The organism is Streptomyces sp. NPDC043176, assembly GCF_056436715.1.
In genome coordinates this window covers 391,623-408,276 of the sequence record NZ_JBWKCA010000006.1, presented here as the reverse complement: position 1 = coordinate 408,276, position 16,654 = coordinate 391,623, and the positions used below count along the sequence as shown (strand labels likewise).

The following is a 16,654-nucleotide window of genomic DNA, read 5'->3' as shown; positions in this document are numbered from 1 at the left end:
GCTGTTCTTCCTCGTGCCGGGCGACCTGTGGAGCGCGGCCACCGCCGAACGCGGCGGCGGCTTCCTGACGACCGGCGCCGTCGTGCGCGGCTTCCGCGCGCCGTCCTGCGCGGCTTCCGTGACCTGACGGACTTCGTCACCGTCGTCACGACGATCGCGGTCGGCCTCCTCGCGGGCGCGGCACTCGTACCGGCCCGGACGGAGAAGGACTTCACCGCCGGCGGCCGTGGGGACGCGGCCGTGGGGGACGCGGCCATGGGAGACGCGGCCGGTCCCAAGGACCGGCCGCCGCCGGTCCCCGGCTAGACCTGGGGGGTGGGGGTGCTTCCCCCGGCCGCGGGCGGGCCCTTGGGGGGCGGCTCGGCGGGGGGCGGGCCGACGGGGGGACGCTCGGCGGGCTTCTCCGCCAGGAAGGCGACCACCGCGAGGGCGAAGAGGAGGGCGAGGGCGACGCCCACGACGACCGCGCCGGTGGGGTAGGGCCAGAAGACGACCGCGGCGGCGGCCCCGGCGACGAGGATCCAGGTGATCCAGGCGCGGTGGCGGCGGACGAACGGGCCCACCGGGCCCAGCCGCATGCCCGCGTGGTCGGCGAACCCCCGGGTGGCACTGATGCCGGAGTGCCAGAAGCCCCTGACGAGGACGGCGGGGCGGCTCGGGCCGGAGAGCCAGGCGGCGAGGGCGATCAGGATGCCGAGGGTCGCGAACACCCGGACCGAGGTGCGCAGGAAGCGGATCAGCGTGTCGTAGACGGAGCCCGCGGCGGCCGGGGAGACGGTGGCCGGCAGGGCGTTCAGGTAGACCGTGCGGAAGACGGTGAGGGCGACGCCAAGGACGATCGCCGCGAAGGCGACGCCGAGGGCGGCGGCGACGAGCGTGCGGCGGCGCTTCACGGCGAGCAGCACGCCTGCGACGACGAGCAGGACGGCGATGACCGGCAGCCACACGCCCATCGTCTGGAGCAGCGAGAACGCCGTCTTCACCTTGCCGATGTCGTCGGACCTGACGACGGTGAAGTCCGTGTGGATCTCGGGGATCTTGGCCGCGACGTCGAGACCGGACTCGACGAGCCGGGCCTTGACCCGCTCGATCACCGGGGCCAGGTCGATGGTGACCGTGTCCGTCTCGATCTTCACCGCGCCTTCGTCGCTGCCGGTCAGGGCCCGGTCGAGCGAGGTGTGGATGGCCCGGTTGGCGTCGGTCCAGATGGTCCGGAACGCCGACGAGGCGACGATGTCCTGGGCCCGGTCGTGGACGAAGCTGCTGAGCGCGCTCTCCAGGGAGCCGCCCAGCTTGCCGAGGGCCTTCTCCGCCAGGGGTCGCTCCTCGGGCGCGATGCCCTCCAGGAGCGCGGGCAGGTCGATGTGCTCCATGACCGCGCTCGTCACCCGGTTCGCGACGGCGGCCTGGACGTCGGGGTCGGAGGCAAGCGGCTCGACCGTCTGTACGTAGCGGTCGGTGTCGCCGACGATGTCCGCGGTCCAGGAGGCGACGATGCCCAGCGGGACGAGCACGCAGCCGATGACGATCAGCAGGGCGGAGAAGAAGGAACGGAGGCGGTGGTGGGGCGGACGGGCGACGGTCTTCTCGGATTCGAGCGCGGCCACCCTGGCCCGGAGCGCGGCAAGTTCGTCGGCACTGTCACCCGCGGCCATGACACCCACTCCTCGTTCAGTGACATTTCAGGGCAATTCTGCGTTCCGCTCCGGTGTCTGTCGCCCTGGGCGGGGCATCCGGGCGTAAGCGATCATGGAGTCATGAAGCTGCGCTGTGCCGTACTCGACGACTACCAGGGCGTCGCCCTCGCCTCCGCCGACTGGAGCCCGCTCGCCGACCGCGTCGACGTCCGGGTGATCCGCGAGCACCTCGCCGACCGGGACGCGGTCGTCGCCGCCGTCGAGGACTGCGAGATCGTCGTGATCATGCGGGAAAGGACTCCGTTCGACGCGGAGCTCCTCGCCCGTCTCCCCCGGCTCCGGCTCCTCGTCACGTCCGGACCGCGCAACGCCTCGATCGACGTCGCCGCCGCCCGCGCCCGCGGGGTCGTGGTCTGCGGCACGGCCAGCAGCCCCGAGCCGCCCACCGAACTGACCTGGGCCCTGCTGCTGGGCCTCGCCCGCCACGTACGGACCGAGGCGCAGGCCCTGCGCGAGGGCGGTCCCTGGCAGTCCACCGTCGGCACGGACCTCGCCGGGCGCGTCCTCGGCGTCGTCGGTCTCGGCAAGATCGGCGCCCGGGTCGCCGCGATCGGCCGCGCCTTCGGCATGGACGTCGTCGCGTGGAGCCCGAACCTGACGGAGGAGCGGGCCGCCGAGCACGGCGTGCGGCTCGCGAAGGACAAGGCCGGCCTGTTCGCGTCCGCCGACTTCGTCTCGCTCCACCTGGTCCTCTCCGACCGCAGCCGCGGCCTGGTCGGGGAGCCCGAGCTGCGCGCGATGCGCCCCTCCGCGTACCTCGTCAACACCTCCAGGGCCGGCCTGGTCGACGGCGAGGCGCTCGTCCGCGCGCTGCGCGAGGGGTGGATCGCGGGTGCCGGGCTCGACGTCTACGACACCGAGCCCCTCCCGGCCGACGACCCGCTCCGCACCCTGCCGAACGTCCTCGCCCTGCCCCACCTCGGCTACGTGACGGAGGCCAACTACGCCCTCTACTTCGGCGAGGCCGTCGAGGACATCGAGGCCTTCCTGGCGGGCTCGCCGGTACGCGAGCTGCCCTGACGGGGCCCTTCCCGGAGTACCCGATGCCCGTACGGGATTACCCGAGACCCATAGGGGCCCCCTCCGGACTTTCCGGGGCTCGTACGGGCTCGCCCCGGGCTACCCGATGCCCGTACGGGATTACCCGAGACCCATAGGGGCCCCCTCCGGACTTTCCGGGGCTCGTACGGGCTCGCCCCGGGCTACCCGAGGCTCGTACGGGCGAGCTCGACGAACTCCTCCTCGGTGAGGCCCAGTTCGCGGGCTTCCGCGGCCGCCTCGCGCAGTCGGGAGACCAGGCGGGCGCGGTCGGGGGCGGTGGCGCCGGGGACGATGAGGGCGCCCCGGCCACGGCGGAGCTCGATGAGGCCCTCCTCGCGGAGCCGCTGGTAGCCGCGGAGGACGGTGTGGACGTTGACGCCGAGGGAGTCGGCGAGCTCGCGGGCGGCCGGGAGTCGTTCGCCGGGGGCGGCGGAGCCGTCGGCGAGGGCGCCCCGGACGCAGGCGGCGATCTGGTCGCCGAGGGGGACGGAGGAGGCCGGGTCGACACGGAAGAGCACGGTCAGACCTTCCCATGCCGTTCGGCGAGCGTGTTGAGGAGGGCGGCCGCGGTCTCCGCGTCGGGCACGGTCACCGCGAACTCCCGTCCGCCGTCGCGCCGTACGACGAGGGCCTCGCCGGAGCGCAGCACCACGCCCGTCCGGTGGGCCCGGACGCGGTAGCCCCAGCCTCCGAACTCCCCGAGGGCGTGGACGTCCCGGGCGTCCGCGCCGGCGATCTCGTCCAGCGGGATCCGGACGCGGGGCTTGGGGAAGACACCCGAGCGGACGGTGAGACCGTGCCGGTCGACGGTGACCCGGACCCGGGCGAACGCGAGCCCCGGGACGCCGATGACGAGGCCGAGCAGGCCCCACAGCGCGTCCGGCCGGCTGAGGACGAGCAGGACGACCGGGGCGGCGGCCAGGGCGAGGACCGCGAGGACGGTCAGTGTCCGGGAGCCGGTGGAACGGGACCAGCCGGCGACCTCGCTCGCGCCGAGCGCGAGGCGTGGGCCTTCGGGGGCTCCGGACCGGGCGGGCGGCTCCTCCTGCGGGACGAGCGAGGTCAGCGCCCAGCCCGCCAGCGCGGCGGCGACGGCGGCCGTTCCGGCGACGGCGAGGTCGACGACGGGCTCGGAGACCTGGACCTCGAACTCGTCGACGAGGTTGTTGCGGAGGAGCTGGACCAGCAGTCCGCCGGTGAAGCCCGCGGTGGCCCAGGCGCCCCACAGGGCCCGGCGCCGGACGAGCGCGGTCCAGGCGGCCCCGAGGCCGGCGATCAGGGCCGTACTGATCAGGACGTAACCCGCCCGGCCCGTCCAGCCGTCGGCCTCGCCACCGCCCCCGAGGGAGTAGTGCGTGGCGAGTGCGGCGGGCAGCTCGTTCCGCCAGCGGGCGAAGAGGAGCAGGTGGACGGCGAGGACGAGGACGAAGGGGAGCGCGGCGAGCGCGCGGAGACGAGGTGTGGCACGGTTCATGAAAACCTCCATTGTTTGCACTCTACTAGAACAATGAGGGTCAGGGGAAAGGTCTTCGAGATGCGAGCCCGACGGACCGCCTGTTCACCGCGTCGCCCCATGGCGGTGAAGGCCGCGCGGGCGAGCGACGATCAGCTCCTCGCCGACTCCCGTCCTCCCGGCCGCTCTTGGCACAGTGCTGCGGGCGGCCGCGCGGTGACGTGCGGAGCGGAGGAGGGGACATGGACGGGCCGCCCGTACGATCGTCCGGGCGTGCGTGCGCGAGGGGGGAGGCGGCGAGGACGGCGGTACGGGCCCCGCGCGGGGCGGACCGACCGGCAGCCCGACCGCGGTGCTCGACGAAGTGCCGCTCAGCGACGCGGAGAGGCGTCGGGTACCGGCTCTCGCGGGGACGCGGGCCGCCCGGCCGCGCACCTCGCCAACCTCGCCAACCTCGCCGACCCCGCCGACCCCGCCGACCCCGCCGACGACACGGTGGACATCGCGGTGGACATGGGCGATTCCCTCGGCAGCCCGGCCACGGTCACCGCGTCGGCGCGACGCGGACCGTCGGGCCCGCGGGTGCGTCTCGGGGGAGCGGTGGAGATGACGGGGCGAGGTGCGCCTCGCCCTGTGAGGCCGACGGAGGGAGGGGGCCCTGCGGGCGTTATTCGGCGCCGCAGTCGTGGTCGGCGGGGTCGACGACGACGCGGTCCAACAGGCTGCGCAGAAGGGCCTGTTCGGCGTCGGTGAGACCGCCGAAGAGCTCGCGCTCGGCCTCGCCGACGGCCTCGTCGATGCGTGCGAGGGCGGCCGTGCCGGCCGAGGTGATCTCGACGATGTGGCGGCGCCTGTCGGCCGGGTCACGGCGGCGCTCGGCGAGACCGGCGGACTCCAACTCGTTCAGGATCGCCACCAGTTGGCTGGGGTCGAGCTCCATCGCGACGGCGAGTTCGCGCTGACTCGTGGCCCCGGGGGCGAGCTGCATCAGGGTCATCGCGTTGCGCGGGTGCAGCCCGGCGACGCCCAGGGCCGCACGGATGCGCGCGCCGGTGAGCTCGCCACGGAAGGAGAGGAGGAAGCCGAGGCGGTCGGTCGGATGAGCTGGCATGTCGTCCACCGTAACAACAAGGTGATTGTGGAGCGAAAGAAATCGTTGTTAGTCTTCAACGGTTTTCGTCCCCATACCGTTGGAGAACCTCCATGTTCGTCGCCTACGCCGTCGTCGCCACCCTGCTCGCCCTCGCCTGCGCCGGCTCCGCCTTCCTGACCTTCACCAGGAACCCGCAGGTCGTCGGCAACATGACCAAGGTGGGCTTCCCGGAGAACCGGCTCCCGCTGCTCGCCACCGCGAAGGCGGCGGGTGCTCTCGGCCTGCTCGCGGGGCTCGCCATCGCCCCGCTCGGCGTGGCCGCTGCCGTGGGCCTCGTCCTCTACTTCGCCGGTGCCGTCATCGCCCACCTGCGCGTGAAGGACTTCGAGCTGGCGCCGGCGGCGGTGCTCACCCTCATCGCGGCGGCGGCGCTCGTCCTGCGCACAGCCTCCGCCTGAACCTCCACAGCAATACGAGACGTACCGTCTTGCAGCACCACTCCGGATGCCGTACCGTCATTCAGGCGAGACGGTACGTCTCGCCACTGTGTCCCCCATGACAGGCGGTCGCCCTTGTTCCATGCCCGGCTCCTCGACGTCACCCGCCGGCACGACGACCGTCACTCCCCACGCCGGACCGTCCTCGACCGCGTCTCCCTCACCGTCCGCCCCGGCGAGCGCCTCGGCGTCGTCGGCGACAACGGCTCGGGAAAGTCCACCCTCCTGCGGCTCCTCGCCGGCCTGGAGGCCCCCGACAACGGCACGGTGACCGTCGAGTCCCCCGGTGGCATCGGCCACCTCCCCCAGACCCTCGACCTCCCCCCGCACACGACCGTCGGCGACGCCGTCGACCACGCGCTCGCGGACATCCGAATCCTGGAAGCCGCGATCCGCACCGCGGAGAAAGCCCTGTCGGCCGCCGCCGGCGAGTGCGAAGACGCTCTCGCCTCGTACGCCGAACTGCTCGCCGCCTACGACGCCCGGGGCGGCGCCGACGCCGGCCGGCGCGTCGAGACGATCCTGCGACGGCCGGGCGAACCCGGCCCGCTCGACCGCCGACGGCCACTCGGCACCCTCTCCGGCGGTCAGCGCGCCCGCAGACAACGGGAGCACGAGGAGTGGAAGGAGGAACCCGCCCGGTACCGGTCCCTCGCCGACACGCACATCGACCGCTTCTCCGCGATCCCGCGCGAGGCCCCGGCCGCGTTCAGCGGAGCGGGCGCCTTCCGCGCCCGGTCACGCGCGCACGGCGCGATGAGCAGGATCCGCGCCGCCCGCGAGCGGCTCACCCGGCTCACCGACCACCCCGTGCCCGCACCGCCCGAACCACTCCGGTTCCGCGCGGACCTCGGCGGCGAAGGCGGCCGCGTCGACCTGACCGGCATACGGGTCGACGGACGGCTCCACCTCGACGCCCTCCCCCTCGACCCGGGCGCCCGCCTCCTGGTCACCGGCCCGAACGGCGCCGGCAAGACCACCCTCCTCCGAGTCCTGGCGGGCGAACTCGCCCCGGACGCGGGCACGGTGACCGTACCCGCCCGGGTCGGGCTGCTCCGCCAGGACACGACCCCACCCCTCGACCCCCGTACGGTGGGCGAGGCCTTCGGAGAAGGCCGCGAGGACGAACTGCTCGCCCTCGGGCTCTTCGCGGAACGGGACCTCCCGACTCCCGTCCGCCTGCTTTCGACCGGCCGGCGCCGCAAGCTCGAACCGGCACGGCTGATGACGTCACCCGTCGACCTGCTCCTCCTCGACGAGCCCACGAACCATCTGGCGCCGGGGCTCGTGGAGGAGCTCGAGGCGGCGCTCGCGGTGTATCGCGGCACGCTCGTCGTCGTCACCCACGACCGGCGCCTCCGCGACGCCGCCCCCGCCGCCCACCTTCACCTCGCGCCCGCGCCGCGCGTGGTGCGCTGAGCCCCGCGCGATGCGTTCTGCGCCCGCCCCTCGTGTGGCCCTCGCCCCCGCGTTGTGGGCCGTGCCCCGCCCGTTGTGGGCCACCGTTCCGCCGGGGCGGGCCCACCCCGCGCCTCCGCCCACCCCGTTGTGGGCCCTCGTTCCGCTGGACGGTGCCCACCCCCGCGCCCATCGCCGTGGGCCACCGTTCCGCTGGTGCGGTGCCCACCCCCGCGCCTCCGCCCCCCCGTTGGGGGCGATCGTTCCGCTGGGGCGGAACGGGTGGGCACAACGGACGGCGCCCCGTGCCGGGCCCAGGCTTCCGCGCCTGAACCCGCACCCGGTGTGCGACGCCGTACCGGTGCGGGCCCGGGCACAAGGGGCGGACGCGCCGCCAAGCGCGCCGTCCCGTGTGCCCCCCGTCCCGCCCAGCGGGACGACTGCCCACACGGCGGGCGGGTACGGGCCCAGTCTGGCGCGGGCCCACACGGCGGTGGGGGCGAAGGGCCACACGGCAGTGGGTGCGGGCTCGCGCGGTGGCGGGGGTGGGGTCAGGCGTTTTCTTCGAGGTCGCCTTCGGTTTCGAGGAAGACCTGGCGGAGGGCCGCGAGCGTCTCGGGGTCGGGCTTCTCCCACATGCCGCGGGACTCGGCTTCGAGGAGGCGCTCGGCGATGCCGTGGAGGGCCCAGGGGTTGGCTTCCTTGAGGAAGGCCTGGTTGGCGGGGTCGAGGACGTACTCCTGGGTGAGCTTGTCGTACATCCAGTCGGCGACGACGCCGGTCGTGGCGTCGTATCCGAAGAGGTAGTCGACGGTGGCCGCGAGCTCGAAGGCGCCCTTGTAGCCGTGGCGGCGCATGGCCTCGATCCAGCGGGGGTTGACCACGCGGGCGCGGAAGACGCGGGAGGTCTCCTCGACGAGGGTGCGGGTGCGGACGGTCTCGGGGCGGGTGGAGTCGCCGATGTAGGCCTCGGGGGCGGTGCCCTTGAGCGCGCGGACGGTCGCGACCATGCCGCCGTGGTACTGGAAGTAGTCGTCGGAGTCGGCGATGTCGTGCTCGCGGGTGTCGGTGTTCTTGGCGGCGACCGCGATCCGCTTGTACGCGGTCTCCATCTCGGCACGGGCCGGGCGGCCTTCGAGCCCGCGGCCGTACGCGTACCCGCCCCACACCGTGTACACCTCGGCGAGGTCCGCGTCGGTGCGCCAGTCGCGCGAGTCGATCAGCTGGAGGATGCCCGCGCCGTACGTGCCGGGGCGGGAGCCGAAGATGCGGGTGGTGGCGCGGCGCTCGTCGCCGTGCTCGGCGAGGTCGGCCTGCGCGTGGGCGCGGACGTGGTTGTCCTCGGCGGACTCGTCTTCCAGGCCGGCGACGAGCCGGACGGCGTCGTCGAGGAGGCCGATGACGTGCGGGAACGCGTCGCGGAAGAAGCCGGAGATGCGCAGGGTGACGTCGATGCGCGGGCGGCCGAGCTCGGCGAGCGGGATGGGCTCCAGGCCGTTGACGCGGCGGGAGGCCTCGTCCCACAGCGGGCGGACGCCCAGCAGGGCGAGTGCCTCGGCGACGTCGTCGCCTGCGGTGCGCATGGCGCTCGTGCCCCACAGGGAGAGGCCGACGGAGGTCGGCCATTCGCCGTTGTCGGTGCGGTAGCGCTCCAGGAGGGAGTCGGCCAGGGCCTGGCCGGTCTCCCAGGCGAGCCGGGACGGCACGGCCTTCGGGTCGACCGAGTAGAAGTTCCGGCCGGTCGGCAGGACGTTGACGAGGCCGCGGAGCGGGGAGCCGGACGGCCCGGCGGGGACGAAGCCGCCGTTCAGGGCGTGTACGGCGTGCGTCAGCTCGTCGGTGGTGGCGGCGAGCCGCGGGACGACCTGGTCGCAGGCGAAGCGCAGGACGGACCGGACCTCCGGGCCGTACGCGGCGGCGACGGTCTCGACGGCGTCGGCCGACCAGCCGGCGCTCTCCATTGCCTCGACCAGCTCGCGGGCCTTGGCCTCGGCCTCGTCGGCGGTGGTGCGGGTGGCGGCGGACTCGTCGAGGCCGAGGGCCTCGCGCAGGCCGGGCAGGGCCTGGGTGCCGCCCCAGATCTGGCGGGCGCGGAGGATGGAGAGGACCAGGTTGACGCGGGCCTCGCCTTCGGGGGCGCCGCCGAGGACGTGGAGGCCGTCGCGGATCTGGGCGTCCTTGACCTCGCAGAGCCAGCCGTCGACGTGCAGCAGGAAGTCGTCGAAGCCGTCGTCCTCCGGGCGCTCTTCGAGGCCGAGGTCGTGGTCGAGCTTGGCGGCCTGGATCAGGGTCCAGATCTGGGCGCGGATGGCGGGCAGCTTCGCCGGGTCCATGGAGGAGATCTGCGCGTACTCGTCGAGGAGCTGCTCCAGGCGGGCGATGTCGCCGTAGGAGTCGGCGCGGGCCATCGGCGGCACCAGGTGGTCGACGAGCGTGGCGTGGACGCGCCGCTTGGCCTGGGTGCCCTCGCCCGGGTCGTTGACGAGGAACGGGTAGATCAGCGGGATGTCGCCGAGGGCCGCGTCGGGGCCGCAGGCGGCGGACAGGCCGGCGTTCTTGCCGGGCAGCCACTCCAGGTTGCCGTGCTTGCCCAGGTGGACCATGGCGTCGGCGCCGAAGCCGCCGTCCTCGGCGCGGGCGGCGATCCAGCGGTAGGCGGCCAGGTAGTGGTGGGACGGCGGGAGGTCGGGGTCGTGGTAGATCGCGATCGGGTTCTCGCCGAAGCCGCGCGGCGGCTGGATGAGGATCAGGAGGTTCCCGCGCCGCAGGGCGGCGAGGACGATGTCGCCCTCCGGGTTGCGGGAGCGGTCGAGGAACATCTCGCCGGGCGCCGGGCCCCAGTGCTCCTCGACCTGCTCGCGGAGTTCGGCGGGCAGGGTCGCGTACCAGCGCTTGTAGTCGGCGGCCGGGATGCGGACCGGGTTGCGGGCGAGCTGCTCCTCGGTGAGCCAGTCCTGGTCGTGGCCGCCGGCCTCGATGAGGGCGTAGATGAGCTCGTCGCCGTCGCCGGAGACCAGGCCGGGGAGCTCTTCGGCGGGGCCGAAGTCGTAGCCCTCCGCGATCAGGCGGCGGAGGAGCGCGACGGCGGAGGCGGGGGTGTCGAGGCCGACCGCGTTGCCGATGCGGGAGTGCTTGGTGGGGTAGGCGGAGAGGACGAGCGCCAGCTTCTTCTCGGCGTTCGGGATGTGGCGGAGCCGGGCGTGCCGGACGGCGATGCCGGCGACGCGGGCGGCGCGCTCGGCGTCGGCGACGTACGCGGGCAGGCCGTCCTCGTCGATCTCCTTGAAGGAGAAGGGGACGGTGATGAGCCGGCCGTCGAACTCGGGCACGGCGACCTGGCTGGCGGCGTCCAGCGGCGAGAGGCCTTCGTCGTTCTCCTCCCAGGCGGACCGCGAGCCGGTGAGGCACAGCGCCTGGAGGATCGGCACGTCGAGGGCGGCGAGCGCGCCCGCGTCCCAGGCCTCCTCGTCGCCGCCGGCCTGTGCCTCGGCGGGCTTCGTGCCGCCGGCGGCGAGGACGGTCGTGATGATCGCGTCGGCGGACCGCAGGGTCTCGACGAGTTCCGCCTCGGGGGCGCGCAGGGAGGCCACGTACAGCGGCAGCGCCTGGGCGCCGGCGTCCTCGACGGCGTCGCAGAGGGCGCCGACGAAGGCGGTGTTCCCGCTCATGTGGTGGGCGCGGTAGTAGAGCACGGCGACGGTCGGGCCGTCGGTGCGCTTCGGGGTGCGCTCCAGCGGGCCCCAGGTGGGGGCGGCGGCCGGGGCCTCGAAGCCGTGGCCGGTGAGCAGGACGGTGTCGGAGAGGAAGCGGGCCAGCTGCTCCAGGTTCGCCGGGCCGCCGTGCGCCAGGTAGGCGTGGGCCTCGGTGGCGACGCCGACGGGGACGGTGGAGGCCTCCATCAGCTGGGCGTCGGGGGCCTGTTCGCCGCTGAGGACGACGACGGGCTTTCCGGTGGCGCGGATGGCGTCGAGGCCCTCCTGCCAGGAGCGGAGCCCGCCGAGGAGGCGGACGACGACGAGTTCGGCGTCGTCGAGGAGGCCGTGGAGGTCGGCGAGGGGGAGGCGGGCGGGGTTGGCGAAGCGGTACTCCACCGGGCCGGCGGAGCCGGCGTTCGCCGCGCGGGCGCTGAGCAGGTCGGTGTCGGAGTGCGACAGCAGCAGAAGCATGGCGAGCTCAGGCCTTCCTCGGGGTTGTCCGCGCCCCGGGTTCGTGTGGGTTGGCCTCCCCTTGCTCGCGCGAAGCCGAGAGCTCGGGGAAGGGAGTTCCTGACTCACCCGTGCCATCGCTGGTACGGGTTCACAGTGGCGGGACCGCGCCGGATTCTCACCGGGCTTCCTCCCCGGGGTCCTGCGACCCCATGCCGTGTGCATAGTAGATCGTGAGGTCGGCGGGGCGGGGCGTGCCGGGGAGTCGGCCGGATCACACCCGGTGGTCGGCCGGTGCCCCGTGGGTATGCTCGCCGCCATGCCGCCCACCCCACCCCCGGCTACCGAACCGGGCGAACCTCGCATACGGGACCGTGGCGACGCCTGCCCCGGGGCACTGCGCCTGCACGCGGCCGACGACGGCCGGCTGGCCCGACTGCGCCTGCCCGCAGGTCGATTGACGCACCGTCAGGCCGAGGTCCTGGCGCGGGCGGCGGAGTCGCTCGGCGACGGGCGGATCAGCATCACCTCGCGCGGCAACGCGGAGCTCCGCGGCCTCGCGGACGACTGCGGGGCCGCGCTCGCGGAGCTGCTCGCCGACGCGGGCCTGCTGCCCTCGCCCACCCACGAGCGCATCCGCAACATCGTCGCCTCGCCGACCGCCGGACTCGACGGACTCGGCCACGCGGACGTGCAGTTGTGGGCGCGCGGGCTCGACGCCGCCCTGTGCGCCGCGCCCCGGGCCGCGTCCCTTTCGGGACGGTTCCTGTTCGTCCTGGACGACGGGCGCGGAGACGTGACCGGACTCGGCGGGGATGTGACCTTGGTCGCAGCCGAGGACGAGTCCGTCACTCTGTGGCTCGACGGCGGCCCGGCGGAGCGGCAGGTCTTCCGGCTCGCGGCCGCCGACGCCGTCCGCGCCGCCCTCACCGCCGCCCTCGCGTTCCTCGACGCCGCCGACGCCGCCGGCAACGGGGCCTGGCGCCCCCGCGAGCTGCCCGCCGGGCACCTCCCGGACGTGGCCGGCGCCCTGGCCCGCGCGGGCATCGCGGCCGAGCCCGTACCCGTACCGCTGCTGCCCTCGTCCCCGCCGCCCGCGCCCGGCGCACTCCGGGACGGCGCGGTCTACGTCCTCGCGCCGCTCGGCCGGCTGACCTCCGCCCAGCTGCGGGCCCTGCTGCCCGCCGGCGAGATCCGGCTCACGCCCTGGCGCGGAGCCGTCGCCACGGCCGCACCCACCACCGAGCCCCACGCCGACGCCGCCGGTGCGGACCGCGCGGACCGGCTGCGGGCGCTGGACGCGTGCGGGCTCATCACCCGCCCCGACGCGCCCGGCGCCGGGGTCACCGCGTGCACCGGGCGGCCCGGCTGCGCCAAGTCCCTGGCCGACGTACGGGCGGACGCCCTCGCCGCGCCCGCCGGCCCGCTGCCCGTGCACTTCTCCGGGTGCGCGCGGCGCTGCGGGCACCCGTACGGCGACTGGGTCGAGGTCCTCGCCACCGGCGACGACGGCTACCTGGTGGACGGCCGCGCCACCCCCCGTACCTCCCTGACCGAAGCGGTCGCCACCGCCCGCACGTATCCGACGAGATGAGCGAGAGCAACACGATGTTCGACTACGAGAAGGACGGGGCGGAGATCTACCGCCGGTCCTTTGCCACGATCCGCGCCGAGGCGGATCTGGCGGGCCTGCCCGCCGACGTCGCCCAGGTGGCGGTCCGGATGATCCACGCCTGCGGCATGACCGACCTCGTACGCGACATCGCCTACTCGCCCCAGGTCGTCTCCCGGGCCCGCGAGGCGCTCCGCGCCGGCGCCCCGATCCTCTGCGACGCGCAGATGGTCGCCAGCGGCGTCACCCGCAAGCGGCTGCCCGCCGACAACGAGGTGATCTGCGCGCTCTCCGACCCGGCGCTGCCCGCCCTCGCCGCCGAACTGGGCACCACCCGCTCCGCCGCCGCCCTCGAACTCTGGCGGGACCGCCTCGAAGGCTCCGTCGTCGCCATCGGCAACGCGCCGACCGCCCTCTTCCACCTCCTGGAGATGGTCGCGAAGGGCGCGGGCAGGCCCGCGGCCGTCCTCGGCATACCGGTCGGCTTCATCGGCGCCGCCGAGTCCAAGGACGCGCTGGCCGAGAACGACCTCGGCCTCGACTACCTCGTCGTACGGGGCCGGCGCGGCGGCAGCGCCATGACGGCCGCCGCGATCAACGCCCTCGCGCACGAAGCGGAGATCCAGGCATGAGCGGCACCGAGGACACAGTGGTGAAGGGCAAGTTGTACGGCGTCGGCCTCGGGCCCGGCGACCCGGACCTGATGACGGTCGCGGCGGTGAAGGCCATCGCCTCCGCCGACGTCGTCGCGTACCACTCGGCCCGTCACGGCCGCTCCATCGCCCGCTCCATCGCCGCCGGGCACATCCGCGAGGACCACGTCGAGGAGCGGCTCGTGTACCCGCTCACCGTGGAGACCACGGACCACCCCGGCGGCTACCGGGGCGCCCTGGACGACTTCTACGAGGAGGCCGCGGCCCGCCTCGCCGCCCACCTCGACGCCGGCCGCACGGTCGCCGTCCTCGCCGAGGGCGACCCGCTGTTCTACGGCTCGTACCAGCACATGCACAAGCGGCTCGCCGACCGCTACGACACCACCGTCATCCCCGGCGTCACCTCGGTCAGCGCCGCCGCCGCCCGCCTCGGCGAGCCGCTGTGCGAGGCGGAGGAGGTCCTCACGATCATCCCCGGCACCCTGCCCGAGGACGAGCTGACGGCCCGCCTCGCCGGCACCGACTCGGCGGTCGTCATGAAGCTCGGCCGCACCTTCCCCACCGTGAAGCGTGCCCTGGAGCGCGCCGGACGCCTCGACGACGCCCGTTACGTGGAGCGGGCGTTCATGGCGGGCGAGCGGACCGAACGCCTGACGGACGTCGACCCGGCCACCGTCCCGTACTTCTCGGTCGCCGTCCTGCCCTCCCGCGTCGACCAGCAGCCCCCCGTACGGGAACGCGGCGAGGTCGTCGTCGTCGGCACCGGCCCCGCGGGAGCGCCCTGGCTGACCCCCGAGTCGCGCGGCGCACTCGTCAACGCCGACGTCCTCGTCGGCTACACCACCTACCTCGACCGGGTGCCGGTGCTCCGCCCCGGCCAGATCCGCCACGGCTCCGACAACAAGGTCGAGTCCGAGCGCGCCGAGTTCGCCCTCGACCTGGCCCGGCGCGGCCGCAAGGTCGCGGTCGTCTCCGGCGGCGACCCCGGCGTCTTCGCCATGGCCACCGCCGTCCTGGAGGTCGCCTGCGAGGCGGAGTACGCCGACGTGCCCGTACGGGTCCTCCCGGGGGTGACCGCCGCCAACGCGGCCGCCGCCGCCGCGGGCGCCCCGCTCGGCCACGACTACGCCACCATCTCCCTCTCCGACCGGCTCAAGCCGTGGGACGTCATCGAGGCCCGGCTGCGCGCCGCCGCCTCCGCCGACCTGGTCGTCGCCCTCTACAACCCGGGCTCCAAGTCCCGTACGCACCAGGTGGCCGCCGCCCGCGACCTCCTCCTCGAACTGCGCTCCCCCGAGACGCCGGTCGTCGTCGCCCGCGACGTCGGCGGCCCCGAGCAGTCCGTCCGGGTCGTCACCCTGAAGGCCCTGGAGCCTTCCGAGGTCGACATGCGGACCCTGCTGCTCGTCGGCTCCTCGCAGACCCGCGCCGTCGAACGCGCCGACGGCCGCACCATCGCCTGGACCCCGCGCCGCTACGGCTGAGCCGAGGACGGGGAGGACGAGGAGGAGGTCCGGGTGAAGGTGCCGAGCTTCTCCTGGTCCAGGTACTCGACGCGGACGGACCTGCCGTCCGGGGAGAACGTGACGCCGGTCGGACCGACGGCGTTCTCCCCGCGCGTCGCGAAGCTGAACGTGTCGCCGGAGTAGTGCGTCAGACGGTACGTCTGGGGCTCGGGACCCAGCCGCAGCACCAGCCCGCCGTCGGCCTCGGCCACCGTCATCCGGCCGTAGTAGTCGCTGGTGTACGTGCCGGTGTAGGCGCTCGCGGGCTTCGCGGCGGCGGCATCGGACGGCGGGTGCGCGTAGTCGGTGTCGGACCGGCCCTCGTCGGCCTGCTGCTGGTAGATCGCGTCGACCAGCGGCATCCAGTCCCTGCTGGGCTTCCCGTCCTGCGCGGTGTCGAAGAAGTCCAGGGCGACGGCGTCGGCGACGCCTACCGGCGCCCCGTTGGTGAGGACGACGATCCCGAGCTCCTCGCCCGGCAGCATCGTCACGTTGGTGTGCGCGCCCTCCGCGAACGCCCCGGTGTGCGACAGCCGCAGCCGGCCCTCGTCGTCGTACGACACGTTCCAGCCGAGCCCGTAGAACCCGGTCCGGGCCGCCGGGGCGTGCGCCGGCGAGGACACCGACTCGGGGTGGTGGGTGAGTTGCAGCGCCTCGGGGTCGATGATCTTCCGCCCGTCGAGCGTCCCGTCGCCCAGCTGGAGCCGCAGCCACACCGCCATGTCCCGCGCGGACGAACTGACCCCGCCGGCCGGCGACTGGGCGTCCGGGTCCCGCACGTACCGCGCCTTCCACGTCCCGTCGGGCTCCTTCACGTGCCCCACGGCCCGGTCGGGGTTCTCCACGAAGTCCCGGAAGCGGGAACTGGTGTCGTCCATCCCCGCCGGCCGGTACAGCGTGTCCTCGGCGAGCTTCTCCCACGGCACGCCCTTCTCCGCCGCCACCGCCTCGGCCGCGCCCGTGAGACCGAAGTTGGTGTACGCGTAACTCGCCCGGAACGGCGTCAGCGGCTCGTACCGCAGGTGCGCCAGGACGTACTCCCGGTCGTAGCCCAGGTCCTCCAGCAGGTCCCCCGCGTGGTCCGGCAGCCCGCTCCGGTGCGAGAACAGGTCCGCGACCGTCATGTGCGACGTCACCCACGGGTCCTTCAGCTTGAACTCCGGCAACTCCGGTGCCACCGGCTTCTGCCAGCCCTCCACGCCCACCGCGCCGGACACCACCGTCGACGCGATCGGCTTCGACACCGACGCCAGTTGGAACACGGTGTCCGCGTCCACCCGCGCCGTCTTCCCCACCTCGCGCACCCCGTACCCCTTGAGGTGCACCACCTTCCCCTCGTACACCACCGCCACCGACACCCCCGGCACCCCGGTCCGCTTCATCATCGCCGCGACGTCCGCGTCCAGCCGGCCCACCGCCCGGTCCACGTCCGCCCGGTCGAGCAGCGGCGGCGGCTGCGCCGGGGGAGGCTCGGGCGCGGGTGTCGGCGAGGGACTCGGCGCGGCGCCCATCAGCGCCACGAGCCCCGCCGTCGCCAACCACCGGACGGTACCCACCTCT

The 16,654-nt window shown here is 74.3% G+C and carries 13 protein-coding genes and 1 riboswitch; of the genes, 7 read left to right on the top strand and 6 right to left on the bottom strand.

Annotated features, from left to right (window positions below; translation table 11 throughout):
- Positions 1–27 precede the first annotated feature (27 nt).
- Positions 28–306: a hypothetical protein gene (locus tag AC067A_RS13245; RefSeq protein ID WP_478618660.1), complete on the top strand. Its 279-nt coding sequence runs from the start codon at positions 28–30 to the stop codon at positions 304–306.
- Here the strand turns inward: AC067A_RS13245 and AC067A_RS13240 are convergent.
- Positions 303–1,655 carry a hypothetical protein gene (locus AC067A_RS13240; protein WP_478618657.1) on the bottom strand — a complete coding sequence of 451 codons (1,353 nt, stop codon included), beginning with the start codon at positions 1,653–1,655 and terminating at the stop codon, positions 303–305. The two genes, AC067A_RS13245 and AC067A_RS13240, sit on opposite strands and share 4 nt — an antisense overlap.
- 102 nt (positions 1,656–1,757) lie before the next feature.
- Between AC067A_RS13240 and AC067A_RS13235 the strand changes: the two genes are divergently transcribed.
- The gene (locus AC067A_RS13235; protein WP_478618655.1) at positions 1,758–2,717 is read left to right on the top strand and encodes a D-2-hydroxyacid dehydrogenase family protein; all 960 of its coding nucleotides are present in this window, start codon (positions 1,758–1,760) and stop codon (positions 2,715–2,717) included.
- 182 nt (positions 2,718–2,899) lie between these two features.
- Here AC067A_RS13235 and AC067A_RS13230 read toward each other — a convergent pair whose 3' ends face one another.
- The 3 genes from AC067A_RS13230 to AC067A_RS13220 form a co-directional block, all read right to left on the bottom strand.
- Positions 2,900–3,256 (bottom strand): GntR family transcriptional regulator, encoded by a 357-nt coding sequence (locus AC067A_RS13230; protein ID WP_478618653.1) that lies wholly within the window; start codon positions 3,254–3,256, stop codon positions 2,900–2,902.
- A 2-nt stretch (positions 3,257–3,258) separates the two neighbouring features.
- Complete coding sequence (locus AC067A_RS13225) at positions 3,259–4,212, bottom strand: hypothetical protein (protein ID WP_478618651.1); 954 nt, start codon at positions 4,210–4,212, stop codon at positions 3,259–3,261.
- Positions 4,213–4,858: 646 nt separating this feature from the next.
- On the bottom strand, positions 4,859–5,302 hold the full coding sequence (locus tag AC067A_RS13220; RefSeq protein WP_478618649.1) for a MarR family winged helix-turn-helix transcriptional regulator: 444 nt from the start codon (positions 5,300–5,302) through the stop codon (positions 4,859–4,861).
- Positions 5,303–5,394: 92 nt separating this feature from the next.
- Between AC067A_RS13220 and AC067A_RS13215 the strand changes: the two genes are divergently transcribed.
- Both AC067A_RS13215 and AC067A_RS13210 read left to right on the top strand, forming a co-directional pair.
- Positions 5,395–5,742 carry a DoxX family protein gene (locus AC067A_RS13215; protein WP_478618646.1) on the top strand — a complete coding sequence of 116 codons (348 nt, stop codon included), beginning with the start codon at positions 5,395–5,397 and terminating at the stop codon, positions 5,740–5,742.
- A 114-nt stretch (positions 5,743–5,856) separates the two neighbouring features.
- Entirely contained in the window at positions 5,857–7,200 is a 1,344-nt protein-coding gene (locus AC067A_RS13210; RefSeq protein WP_478618643.1) for an ATP-binding cassette domain-containing protein, read from the top strand.
- 530 nt (positions 7,201–7,730) lie between these two features.
- Here the strand turns inward: AC067A_RS13210 and cobN are convergent.
- On the bottom strand, positions 7,731–11,345 hold the full coding sequence (gene cobN / locus AC067A_RS13205; protein ID WP_478618641.1) for a cobaltochelatase subunit CobN: 3,615 nt from the start codon (positions 11,343–11,345) through the stop codon (positions 7,731–7,733).
- A 74-nt stretch (positions 11,346–11,419) separates the two neighbouring features.
- A riboswitch (cobalamin riboswitch) is annotated at positions 11,420–11,555 on the bottom strand.
- A 76-nt stretch (positions 11,556–11,631) separates the two neighbouring features.
- On the opposite strand from cobN, the gene AC067A_RS13200 reads away from it, so the two are divergent.
- From AC067A_RS13200 to cobJ, 3 genes are read left to right on the top strand one after another with little or no spacing between them, the layout of a single operon-like run.
- Complete coding sequence (locus AC067A_RS13200; RefSeq protein ID WP_478618808.1) at positions 11,632–12,918, top strand: cobalamin biosynthesis protein CobG; 1,287 nt, start codon at positions 11,632–11,634, stop codon at positions 12,916–12,918.
- A 14-nt stretch (positions 12,919–12,932) separates the two neighbouring features.
- Positions 12,933–13,568, top strand: a complete 636-nt coding sequence (locus AC067A_RS13195; protein WP_478618806.1) for a precorrin-8X methylmutase — start codon at positions 12,933–12,935, stop codon at positions 13,566–13,568.
- A complete protein-coding gene (cobJ, locus tag AC067A_RS13190) occupies positions 13,565–15,073 on the top strand; it encodes a precorrin-3B C(17)-methyltransferase (protein WP_478618638.1) in 1,509 nt (502 codons plus the stop codon). Before AC067A_RS13195 ends, cobJ begins: the two co-directional genes overlap by 4 nt.
- Here the strand turns inward: cobJ and AC067A_RS13185 are convergent.
- On the bottom strand, positions 15,064–16,605 hold the full coding sequence (locus tag AC067A_RS13185; protein WP_478618803.1) for a serine hydrolase: 1,542 nt from the start codon (positions 16,603–16,605) through the stop codon (positions 15,064–15,066). The genes cobJ and AC067A_RS13185 overlap by 10 nt on opposite strands.
- Between the last annotated feature and the right edge of the window lie 49 nt (positions 16,606–16,654).

What these genes read in the sequence shown, in the direction of transcription:
- AC067A_RS13240 (WP_478618657.1), bottom strand. Translation starts at nt 1,655, where the DNA reads ATGGCCGCGGGTGACAGTGCCGACGAACTTGCCGCGCTCCGGGCCAGG.
- AC067A_RS13235 (WP_478618655.1), top strand. Translation starts at nt 1,758, where the DNA reads ATGAAGCTGCGCTGTGCCGTACTCGACGACTACCAGGGCGTCGCCCTC.
- AC067A_RS13225 (WP_478618651.1), bottom strand. Translation starts at nt 4,212, where the DNA reads ATGAACCGTGCCACACCTCGTCTCCGCGCGCTCGCCGCGCTCCCCTTC.
- AC067A_RS13220 (WP_478618649.1), bottom strand. Translation starts at nt 5,302, where the DNA reads ATGCCAGCTCATCCGACCGACCGCCTCGGCTTCCTCCTCTCCTTCCGT.
- AC067A_RS13215 (WP_478618646.1), top strand. Translation starts at nt 5,395, where the DNA reads ATGTTCGTCGCCTACGCCGTCGTCGCCACCCTGCTCGCCCTCGCCTGC.
- cobN (WP_478618641.1), bottom strand. Translation starts at nt 11,345, where the DNA reads ATGCTTCTGCTGCTGTCGCACTCCGACACCGACCTGCTCAGCGCCCGC.
- AC067A_RS13200 (WP_478618808.1), top strand. Translation starts at nt 11,632, where the DNA reads ATGCTCGCCGCCATGCCGCCCACCCCACCCCCGGCTACCGAACCGGGC.
- AC067A_RS13195 (WP_478618806.1), top strand. Translation starts at nt 12,933, where the DNA reads ATGTTCGACTACGAGAAGGACGGGGCGGAGATCTACCGCCGGTCCTTT.
- cobJ (WP_478618638.1), top strand. Translation starts at nt 13,565, where the DNA reads ATGAGCGGCACCGAGGACACAGTGGTGAAGGGCAAGTTGTACGGCGTC.
- AC067A_RS13185 (WP_478618803.1), bottom strand. Translation starts at nt 16,605, where the DNA reads ATGGGCGCCGCGCCGAGTCCCTCGCCGACACCCGCGCCCGAGCCTCCC.